Below are 10937 nucleotides of genomic sequence, written 5' to 3'. Positions count from 1 at the left end.
TTGTATCGGGAAGTAAACATTAATAAGCGTTAGTGTATAGTTCTAGATTTCATAATAGTAATTTTGTAAATCAATTAAAATAAAGTTATGTTAACTTGGAAAGACATTATAAATTTTTCAGTAAAAGGGAATCCGAAACCAGATCGTAGAGTAGAGAAAACAGAAGCTGAGTGGAAAACTGTTTTAACTAAAGAACAATTCAGAATTACTCGTAAATCTGGTACTGAAGCTCCTAACACAGGCGCATTATGTAGTAGATATGATGCAGGTAAATACAACTGTGTATGTTGCGACACACCATTGTTTGATTCTACTATTAAATTTAATTCAGGTTCAGGGTGGCCAAGTTTTTCTCAACCAATAAAAGAAAATGCTATCAAATATATTAAAGACGTATCTTTTGGAATGGTCCGCGTAGAAGCACAATGTAACACTTGCGATGCACATCAAGGTCATGTTTTTTCTGATGGACCAGAACCAAGCGGATTGAGATATTGTGTTAATTCAGAATCGATGATACTTCAGGCAGAATAAAAAGAAGTCGACTACTATACGGATTTGTGTGCAAACTTTATAAATATAAAAATGTGGCATTAATACTCAATATATCAGATAGGTTTAATAAAGAATTACCAGGAGACACAATTCTCGAAAATACCACAAGACATGTCAAAGAGGCTTGTTTTTCTTATGTAACACCTAAAATTCCAGGCAATCCATTCTTAATCCATGCGTCACCAGAGATGTTAGATAATTTAGGTTTGTCAAAGGAAGATAGCAAAACAAAGGATTTTTTAAATGTAGTTACCGGAGCCAAACTTCTTAAGAATACACATCCTTATGCTATGTGTTATGGTGGACATCAGTTTGGAAATTGGGCTGGGCAATTAGGAGATGGAAGAGCTATTAATTTAGCTGAAATAGAACATAACAGTAAACAATGGGCACTACAACTAAAAGGAGTTGGTGAAACACCATATTCACGTTCTGCAGATGGATTAGCAGTTTTGCGCTCATCGATTAGAGAGTATTTATGTAGCGAAGCCATGTATCATTTAGGTGTGCCAACAACTAGAGCTTTATCATTATCATTGTCAGGAGATCGAGTATTACGTGATGTCATGTACAATGGTAATCCAAAATACGAAAAAGGAGCGATTGTAGCACGAGTAGCACCTTCGTTTTTGCGCTTTGGAAGCTATGAGATTTTTTCGGCTAGAGGTGATAAGAAAACATTAAAAACCTTGGTAGATTATACAATTAAGAATCATTATTCTCATCTAGGCAAGCCTTCTAAAGACGTGTATATCGCCTTTATGAAAGAAGTCGCAAAAAGAAGTATGGAAATGGTTATTCATTGGCAACGTGTTGGTTTTGTTCATGGTGTTATGAATACAGACAACATGTCTATTCTTGGGCTCACCATAGATTATGGGCCTTATGGATGGCTAGAAGGTTATGACCATGATTGGACACCAAATACTACAGATAGTGCACATAAAAGATATCGTTACGGAACACAACCACAAATAGTACATTGGAATTTGTTTCAACTAGCAAATGCCATTTATCCTTTGATTGATGAAGCTGAACCGTTAGAAACTATTTTGAACGATTACCCTAAAGAAGCAGAAGCAGCATATCTTAATATGTTGCGCTCAAAACTAGGATTAAAAAAAGAAGATAAAAAAGACATTCTTTTAATTGAAGAATTAGAAAACGTATTACAACTTTCAGAAACAGATATGACTATCTTTTTTAGAAAGCTCGCTAACCTCAAGAAAGCAAATACTGAAGACTGGATGTCTGTCATTGAAGAGGCATTTTATAAGCCAACTGAAATTTTAGAGACTATAAAAGAACGTTGGAAAAATTGGTTCAAGACCTATAGAGAACGATTAGTAGTAGAATCTTTAACTGACGACCAAAGAAAAATAGAGATGAACAAAGTGAATCCTAAATATGTACTTCGTAATTACATGGCGCAATTAGCTATTGATGCAGCTAATAAGAGAGATTATAGTATCGTTAACGAACTTTTCAATCTTCTAAAAAAACCTTATGATGAACAATCAGAATTAAAAAAATGGTTTGCAAAACGACCTGAATGGGCAAGACATAAAATAGGATGTTCTATGCTGTCCTGTAGCTCATAGTAAAATGAGCTCAGTTTTTTTTTTAAATAAAAGAATTTTATTGAGTGTAATTATATAGTACAATTAGAGACTAAAAAATAGTAAAAAAGTTATTAATTTAAAACGAACCATTATGACTAATTATAAAAAAGCATATATAGCAGGAGGTTGTTTTTGGGGAATGGAAGATTTATTTAGAACGCGACCAGGAATTAAAGATACAGAAGTAGGATATCAAGGAGGTGAAAACAGCAATCCCACCTATAAAAATCATCCAGGACATGCAGAAGGATTAGAGATAACATATAATTCAAACGAAACCTCTTTTAGAGAAATTTTGGATTATTTTTTTAGAATTCATAATCCAACAACCGTTGACCAACAAGGTAATGATAGAGGATCTAGTTATCGTTCTGCAATTTTTTATCAAAATGAAGATGAAAAAGCAATTGCAGAAGACATGATAAATGTAGTCAACCAATCTAGAAAGTGGCAAGAAAAAGTGGCTACCACACTTGAACCTTATGCTACATTTTGGCTAGCAGAAGATTACCATCAAGATTATTTGGTTAAAAATCCTAATGGATATACCTGTCATTTCTTAAGATTTGATGAAAGCTATATAAAGGAAGAGGTATAACATTGTTTTTTAATATAAAGCATCATGAGAACCAACAGAATAGAAATTAAAAATATAAAAGGATATACCCTTGCTGCGTATTTAGAATTACCTGCAAATCAAAAACCGAATTACTATGCTATTTTTGCACATTGCTTTTCATGTAGTAGTAACCTTAATGCCACAAAAAACATTTCAAGGTCTTTAACATCTCATGGATTTGGAGTTGTTAGGTTTGATTTTACAGGCTTGGGAAGAAGTGAAGGCGAATTTTTAGAAAGCCATTTTTCTGCTAATGTAGAAGATTTATTAGCAGTTAATAAATACATTACAAAGCATTATGAAGCACCTAGTTTGTTAATAGGGCATTCATTGGGAGGTGCAGCAGTTATTGTAGCAGCATCTAAATTAGAAAACATTAAAGCTGTAGCAACAATTGGAGCTCCAGCAACAGTAGAGCATGTGACACATCATTTTTCGCATGCTATAAATGAAGTAGCTAATAAAGGCGAAGTAGAAATAAATATTGGAGGAAGACCTTTTAAGATTAATCAAGAATTTGTTAATGATTTTGGTAAAACTGATTTACCTGCCATTACAAAAAAGCTTCGTAAACCGCTTTTAGTGATGCATGCACCTTTCGACAGAATAGTTGGGATTGAAAACGCGCAAGAGCTATATCATCAAGCAAAACACCCTAAGAGTTTTGTAAGTTTACATGATGCAGACCACTTGCTTATGAATTCAAAACATAGCGAATATGTAGGACGGATTATAGGTGAATGGGTTAAATTATATTTCCCACAGCTAGAAAACGAAATGTTAAGTACAGAAGGCGAACAATTGGTAGCACATCTCGATTTGACAGAAAATAATTTCACAACGCAATTGCAAACTCAAAAACATACCTTTATTGGAGATGAACCAAGTAGTGTTGGTGGTGACGATTTTGGCCCTTCACCTTATGAATATTTAAATGCTGCCATAGCATCATGTACAGCAATGACTCTAAAGTTATATGCAGAACGAAAAGAATGGGATTTAAAAGAAGTTTATGTTTATATTTCTCATGTAAGAAAACATAGTGATGAATTAATGTTAGATGTTGAAAAACCTGGATATTTAGACCATATTTCAAAACGTTTGAAATTTATTGGGAATCTAAACGACAAACAAAAACAGCGTTTAAAAGAGATTGCATCTAAATGTCCAGTACATAAAACAGTAGCTAGTGAAGTTGTATTTGATACAAAAATAATAGAAGCATAGTTTGAATAAAGAGTCCATAATTACAAGATTTATAGAAACCAGAAATGTTACTGAAAACATTTGTAAACCATTAGAAAATGAAGATTATTCTGTACAACCTATTCTAGATGTTTCTCCACCAAAATGGCATTTAGCCCATAGCACCTAGTTTTTTGAGCAGTTTGTTCTTAAGGAATTCAAAAAAGACTATCAGGTTTTTGATGATGATTTTGCTTATCTATTTAATAGTTATTACAATAATGCTGGTAACCGTATTTTGCGTCCAAAAAGAGGTTTAATGACGCGACCTACCGTAAAAGAAGTGTATGAGTATCGTAAATATGTTACAAAAAATGTAGCCGATTTGTTAGATAAAAATCAAACCGAAGCACTTTTAGAGTCGTTAGAGATTGGTCTCAATCACGAACAACAACATCAAGAGTTATTAGCTTATGATATCAAATATATTCTAGGACATCAACCTACGTTTCCGAAGTATGAAGGTGATTTTTTAATTCAAAAAGAAACACATTCAGAAACGTTTATTGGTATAGAGGAAGGTGTTTATGAGATTGGATATAAAGGAAATGATTTTTGTTTTGATATTGAACTAGGTCTGCATAAGGTATATATACATCCTTTTAAAATTTCTAACATGCTAGTTACCAATAAAGAGTACCTTGAATTTATTGAAAACGGAGGTTACCAGAATTTTAATTTATGGCATGCAGATGGCTGGGATTTAATCAATAAGAATAACATAAAAGCGCCTTTATATTGGCATTTTACTAACGGAAAATGGAAGTATTATAACTTTAACGGGTTGGAAGATATCAATTTAGAGCAACCAGTGATGCATATTAGCTATTATGAAGCTTTTGCCTTCGCAGAATGGAAAAAAATGCGCTTGCCTACCGAGTTTGAATGGGAAATAGCGTCATCAAAATTTAATTGGGGAAAACTTTGGGAATGGACTGCTAGTGCCTACCAACCTTATCCGAATTACACAAAAGCCAAAGGAGCACTTGGTGAATATAACGGTAAATTTATGGTTGGCTTGCAAGTCTTAAGAGGAGCATCCTTAGCAACACCAAAAAATCACAGCAGAAACACCTACAGGAACTTTTTTCATCCAGCAATGCGGTGGATGTTTTCAGGAATAAGACTAGTTAAATAATATGAACAAACAATTTGCGAATGATGTTATTAGTGGTCTTTCTAAACATCAGAAAACACTTTCTTCAAAATATTTTTATGACGATGCCGGAAGTCGCATTTTTCAAGAAATTATGGAAATGCCAGAATACTACCTTACAGATAGCGAGTTCGAAATCCTCTCGTTGCAAGCCAAACAAATCATTGAAGCAGTTAATTTTAATCAACCTTTTAATATTGTAGAGCTAGGTGCTGGAGATGGTTTTAAGACATTTAAATTGCTAGAATATTTAGTCAATAATAATATAGATTTCCATTATGTGCCTGTCGATATTTCGCATGGAGCTATGGGTAATTTAACTAAAAAACTGAAAGCCAAATTACCAAAGCTTTCTATTCACCCTAGAGTTGGCGACTATTTTGAGATTCTTTCTAAAGAAAATGTTCAAGAAAATACTCCTAGTATGCTATTGTTTCTAGGTAGTAATATTGGTAACTATCATGAAAAAGAAGCTATAAATCTTTTACAATTATTTAACGATAGCATGAAAAAAGGAGATGCATTGTTGCTTGGTACTGATTTAAAAAAGAACCCAATAAAAATACAAAATGCGTATTTTGATCAGTATGGAATTACTAAACGCTTTAATATTAATTTATTGTTGCGCATTAATAGAGAATTTGATGGTGATTTTAAGATAGATGATTTTGATTTTTACTGCCATTACAATCCTCTGAATGGGGAAGTAAGAAGCTATATTGTAAGTCTTGGTAATCAGAAAGTGATGCTTAAAAAATTAAACAAAAGTTTTGATTTTCACTATGATGAATTGATTTGGACAGAATTATCAAAAAAATATAGCCTTGATGAAATAAATAACCTTGCAGAACAAAGTGGACTAAAGGTAAAAGAACATTTTTTAGACTGTAAGCACTATTTTGCAGATACCTTATTAGTTAAATAGCTAATTAAAAACGTAAAACACGTACGGAGACAAGATAGTGTGCCTAAAAAAAATGAAATTATAAATGTTATAACCACTTGGTTCACCAAGAGACAACAGCAAAAAGGCGAAGTAGTTTGTTTTTTTTATTTACTAACAAATGTCATATTTCATAATAATTTAAGTTAGTAATTTTATACTCGGTTAAAAATAACACAATATGGTTAATACAATAATAGCATTATATAGTTGGACTAATGGAGTTATTATGATAGCAATCTTTGCTTTGGTCTGTATCATTTTAGTTGGCATACTAATTAATTTCATGTCTAGCGGAAAGAAGAAAGGCACGTCTAGCAATCTTAGTGAAGAAGATAGCTCAGCAGATTAATTAAGAACTAATTATAAATTTAAAAGAGGGTAGCTCATAGTAGAATATCCTATTTTTTTACAGTGATGTGGTTTAAATTTTTTTCTTCAAAGTCATCGTATTAACCTTGGTTTTGATTTTTTATATGTAGCATAAGATTATGCTCTTCAAATTAAAAATAATGATTATTGCTTCTGGAAGGTATGGAGGCACAAGAAAAGTAAACTGATGTGGTTGTCAGTTTTTGATTGGTTGGTAAAAGGCATTTATAATTAATTATAAATGCCTTTATTGTTGGTAACATTAGTTACCGAAGCTCATATAATATATTCTTAACTTTGCATCAGAAAAATTTAACGAATGAAAACACCAATTTACATAACCATATTCTTTTTTGTGACTTTATCTTTGCAAGCGCAAGAGTTGGTGCCAATAACAAAATCAGAAGTTTTAGCAAGAGTATCAGAAAAAAACACGTCTATTAAGATTTCTCAACAAGAATTCAATCAAGCTAGAGCCGATTACAGACAAACAAACGCGGTGTTTTTGCCAAACATTACAGCAAGTCATACAGCTATTGCAACTACAAATCCGTTAATGGCTTTTGGTTCTAAATTGAATCAAGAAATTTTAACGCAAAACGATTTTAGTCCAGCGTTATTAAATAATCCTTCGCAGATTGAAAACTACGCTACTAAGCTTGAAATTCAGCAACCATTAATCAATTTAGATGGTATGTACCAACGCAAAGCAGCCAAATCTAAAATGGAAGCGATGTCTTTAAAAACAGAACGCACACAAGATTTCTTAGCATTTGAAGTAAACAAAGCCTACATGCAATTACAATTAGCGTATAAAGCAGTTGATGTTTTAGAAAAAGCATTAGAAGCAGCAAATGCCAATAAAAAATTAGCAGATAACAGCTTTAAACAAGGCTACTTACAACGTGCAGATGTACTGAATGTTGAAGTAAGAGTTACCGAAGTTAAAAACCAATTACATAGTGCTAGAAGTAATGTGCAAAATGCTTCAAACTATCTTTCTTTTTTAATGAATGATGAAACGTATGTGGTTTATACACCAACAGATGAACTAAAGATTTCAACATTTGCAATGGAAGATAAAATGATTTCTGAAAATCGCTCAGACATCAAAGCTATGCAATTGGCTTCAAATGCTTACGAAGCCATAAATAAAGCAGATAAAATGGCGTTTTTACCTCGATTAAACGCATTTGGGAGTTATGAGTTGTATGATGATCAAATTTTTCAAGCAGATGCCAATGGCTATTTATTTGGTGCGCAACTAAGTTGGGATCTTTTTCAAGGGTCTAAACGTTTTGGAAAAGCACAAAAAAGCAAAGCCGAATTCGAAAAATCAAAGCTAGAATACAAACAATATGTATCTCAAAGTAATTTAGAATTAAACAAAGCTAAACGTACTTTTTTAGATGCTGAAAACAAACTAAAATTAACCAGTTTGGCTTTACAACAATCTGAAGAATCTTTAAGAATTAGAACGAATAGATTTAAAGAAGGTTTAGAAAAAACCTCAGATTTACTAATGGCTGAAACGCAATTTGCACAAAAGCAATTGGAACATTATCAAACCATTTTTGAATACAATTATTCACAAGCTTATTTGCAATTTTTAACTAAAGAATAAAAAGAGAAACAAGAATAAAGATCCAAGACTAGTATTTAAGGTTTTAAAAAAATATAAAAAATGAAAAAACACATATACCTATTAACTCTAACAACCGTATTATTATTTATAACAAGTTGTGGTAGCGGAGACAAAAAAGCAGTTACAGACAATTCGCCAGCAATAAGCGTAAAAGTTAACCAAGTAGCTACAAATAGCAACAGTCCGTTTTTGAGTGTTAGCGGAAAAATACAAGCAACTAATAGTGCAGATTTAAGTACCAGAATGGCGGGTTACGTAACTAAAGCACACGTAAATGTTGGCGATAAAGTCCGTAAAGGTCAATTATTAGTGTCCATAAATAATTCTGATTTACAAGCAAAACGTGCTCAAGCAAATGCAGGAATAACTGAAGCAACCGCTGCTTTCAACAATGCCAAAAAAGATTATAACCGTTATAAAAATTTGTTAGCAGAAAACAGTGCGTCACAAAAAGAAATGGATGATATGACTGCCAATTTTGAAATGGCAAAAGCACGCTTAGAAGCTGCCAATCAGATGAAAAACGAAATCAATGCACAATTTGCTTACAGCAATATTACAGCACCATTTAGCGGAACAATTACTAGTAGAAACATAGAAGTTGGTGATATGGCAAACCCTGGAATGGCATTAATAAGTTTAGAAACATCAGGAGATTTTGAAGTGATGGCATTAGTTCCTGAAACCGAGATTTCTGAAATTAAAAAAGGAACTAGAGTTGATGTATTAGTAAAATCTATCAACAAAACGTTGAAAGGAAAAGTGACTGAGATTAGTACATCAGCAAAAAACACAGGTGGACAATATTTAGTAAAGATAGATTTGGATAAAACAGATGTCAATATTTTATCTGGCATGTTTGCAACAGTGCAGTTTCCTGTGGAAAGAAAAACAATATCAACAATGGTTTTAATACCAACCGAAGCACTAATAACTAACGGACAACTATCTGGAATCTATACTATAAGTCAAAGTAATACCGCCATATTACGTTGGTTGCGTTTAGGAAAAACTTTTGGCAACCAAGTGGAAGTGTTATCTGGTTTAAATGCAGACGAAGCGTATATCGTTTCTGCTGATGGGAAACTTTTTAATGGAGCGAAGGTAAGTATTCAGTAAACAGTTGCAGTATTCAGTATCCTGCAAGGTTTCAAAAACCTTGTAGGTATCAAAAATAAAAAAGTATTAACTAAAAAATACCCCGTAACAGTTTTCCCATTTTAAGGGAATTAGAGGGGCTTATTATGAAAGAAGGTATCGCAGGAAAAATTGCCAAAGTCTTTATGCAATCAAAACTTACAGTGTTATTGATGATTGTATTTATGGTGGTTGGTGTATATAGTTCGTTTTTAATTCCGCGTGAAGAAGAACCTCAAATTGATGTGCCTATCGCAGATATTTTTGTGGGTTATCCAGGTGCAAGTCCTACTGAAGTAGAGTCGCATGTAACAAAGCCATTAGAACAACTAATCTCTAATATTAAAGGTGTGGAATATGTGTATTCTACGTCGATGAAGGAGCAAGGTATGGTCATCGTGCAGTTTTATGTTGGTGAAGATATTGAGCGTTCGTTTGTAAAATTATACAACGAAATTAGCAAACACATGGATCAAATGCCGCAAGGCGTTACGTTTCCGCTAGTGAAAACGCGTGCGATTGATGATGTGCCCATGTTAGGTTTAACATTGTGGAGCGAAAACTATGACGACTACCAATTAAGCCAAATGGCTCAAGAGCTGGAAGCCGAAATAAAAAAGGTAAATGATGTAGCTATTACTCACAAAATTGGAGGTAGAAACCGTCAATTACGTGTGGTTTTAGACAAAGATAGATTAGCAGCAAGCGGATTAGATTTCTTATCGGTTTCAGAAATGATTAAAGCGAATAACTCGCAATTAAGCTCTGGTAGTTTTGATAAAAATGACACGGAATTTCTTGTGAATACTGGAAAATTTCTAGAAACGGTCACAGATGTTGAAAATTTGGTGGTTGGTGTGCAACAAAATCAGCCTATATATTTAAAACAAGTGGCAACTATTATTGATGGCCCAGAAGTGCCACAAAATTATGTGAGTTTAGGTTTTGGAAAAGGAAGTATAAAATCTTCAGATTACAAATCTGAATATCCTGCTGTAACCATTTCTGTTGCAAAACGAAAAGGTGCTGATGCCATGAAAATTTCGGAAGTTATTATTGATAAAGTTAATCATTTACGTGCCACTTTAATTCCTGATGATGTACATGTAGAAATCACCAGAAATTATGGTGAAACCGCATCTCAAAAAGTATCAGAATTATTATTACACCTTGTTGGTTCTATATTTGCAGTAACTATTGTTGTAATGCTAGCAATGGGTTGGCGAGGTGGATTGGTTGTGTTTTTATCAGTTCCAATTACATTTGCTTTGACCTTGTTGAGTTACTATATGCTCGATTACACATTAAACCGAATCACACTTTTTGCTTTAGTATTTGTAACAGGAATTGTCGTCGATGACTCTATTATTATTGCCGAAAATATGCATAGGCATTTTAGGATGAAACGCTTACCATTTAAACAAGCCGCATTATATGCTATTAACGAAGTTGGAAACCCAACGATTCTAGCAACGTTTACAGTAATTGCGTCTGTTTTGCCAATGGCCTTTGTTTCAGGATTAATGGGACCATATATGGCACCAATGCCAATTGGAGCCTCAATTGCTATGATTTTATCATTATTTGTTGCCTTAACTATTACGCCTTACTTAGGTTATATTTTCTTAAGAGAAAAAGATAAA

11 protein-coding genes are annotated in these 10937 nt (G+C 33.1%); all 11 read left to right on the top strand.

Going from position 1 to position 10937, the window contains the following annotated elements; all coding sequences use genetic code 11:
- Nucleotides 1-87: 87 nt before the first annotated feature.
- Complete coding sequence (msrB, locus tag AAC053_RS12295; protein ID WP_339757058.1) at nucleotides 88-534, top strand: peptide-methionine (R)-S-oxide reductase MsrB; 447 nt, start codon at nucleotides 88-90, stop codon at nucleotides 532-534.
- 53 nt (nucleotides 535-587) lie between these two features.
- The gene (locus tag AAC053_RS12290; protein WP_339757055.1) at nucleotides 588-2156 is read left to right on the top strand and encodes a YdiU family protein; all 1569 of its coding nucleotides are present in this window, start codon (nucleotides 588-590) and stop codon (nucleotides 2154-2156) included.
- Nucleotides 2157-2268: 112 nt separating this feature from the next.
- Nucleotides 2269-2775, top strand: coding sequence for a peptide-methionine (S)-S-oxide reductase MsrA (gene msrA / locus AAC053_RS12285; RefSeq protein WP_339757053.1), 507 nt, complete (start codon nucleotides 2269-2271; stop codon nucleotides 2773-2775).
- 24 nt (nucleotides 2776-2799) lie between these two features.
- Nucleotides 2800-4023, top strand: a complete 1224-nt coding sequence (locus AAC053_RS12280) for an alpha/beta fold hydrolase (RefSeq protein WP_339757050.1) — start codon at nucleotides 2800-2802, stop codon at nucleotides 4021-4023.
- 1 nt (nucleotide 4024) lies between these two features.
- A complete protein-coding gene (locus AAC053_RS12275; RefSeq protein ID WP_339757048.1) occupies nucleotides 4025-4171 on the top strand; it encodes a hypothetical protein in 147 nt (48 codons plus the stop codon).
- A gap of 129 nt (nucleotides 4172-4300) precedes the next feature.
- Nucleotides 4301-5179 carry an SUMF1/EgtB/PvdO family nonheme iron enzyme gene (locus AAC053_RS12270; protein WP_339757045.1) on the top strand — a complete coding sequence of 293 codons (879 nt, stop codon included), beginning with the start codon at nucleotides 4301-4303 and terminating at the stop codon, nucleotides 5177-5179.
- A 1-nt stretch (nucleotide 5180) separates the two neighbouring features.
- Nucleotides 5181-6122, top strand: a complete 942-nt coding sequence (locus AAC053_RS12265) for an L-histidine N(alpha)-methyltransferase (protein ID WP_339757042.1) — start codon at nucleotides 5181-5183, stop codon at nucleotides 6120-6122.
- 199 nt (nucleotides 6123-6321) lie between these two features.
- Nucleotides 6322-6492 carry a hypothetical protein gene (locus AAC053_RS12260; RefSeq protein WP_339757039.1) on the top strand — a complete coding sequence of 57 codons (171 nt, stop codon included), beginning with the start codon at nucleotides 6322-6324 and terminating at the stop codon, nucleotides 6490-6492.
- Nucleotides 6493-6831: 339 nt separating this feature from the next.
- Nucleotides 6832-8136: a TolC family protein gene (locus AAC053_RS12255; protein ID WP_339757036.1), complete on the top strand. Its 1305-nt coding sequence runs from the start codon at nucleotides 6832-6834 to the stop codon at nucleotides 8134-8136.
- A 60-nt stretch (nucleotides 8137-8196) separates the two neighbouring features.
- The gene (locus AAC053_RS12250; RefSeq protein ID WP_339757033.1) at nucleotides 8197-9276 is read left to right on the top strand and encodes an efflux RND transporter periplasmic adaptor subunit; all 1080 of its coding nucleotides are present in this window, start codon (nucleotides 8197-8199) and stop codon (nucleotides 9274-9276) included.
- Between the two features lie 125 nt (nucleotides 9277-9401).
- On the top strand, nucleotides 9402-10937 hold a 1536-nt coding region (locus tag AAC053_RS12245; RefSeq protein ID WP_339757031.1), incomplete at its 3' end, for an efflux RND transporter permease subunit.

The sequence above is a fragment of the uncultured Winogradskyella sp. genome, from assembly GCF_963975125.1.
In the GTDB taxonomy this organism is placed as follows: domain Bacteria; phylum Bacteroidota; class Bacteroidia; order Flavobacteriales; family Flavobacteriaceae; genus Winogradskyella.
This window is presented reverse-complemented; position numbering and strand designations above follow the sequence as displayed.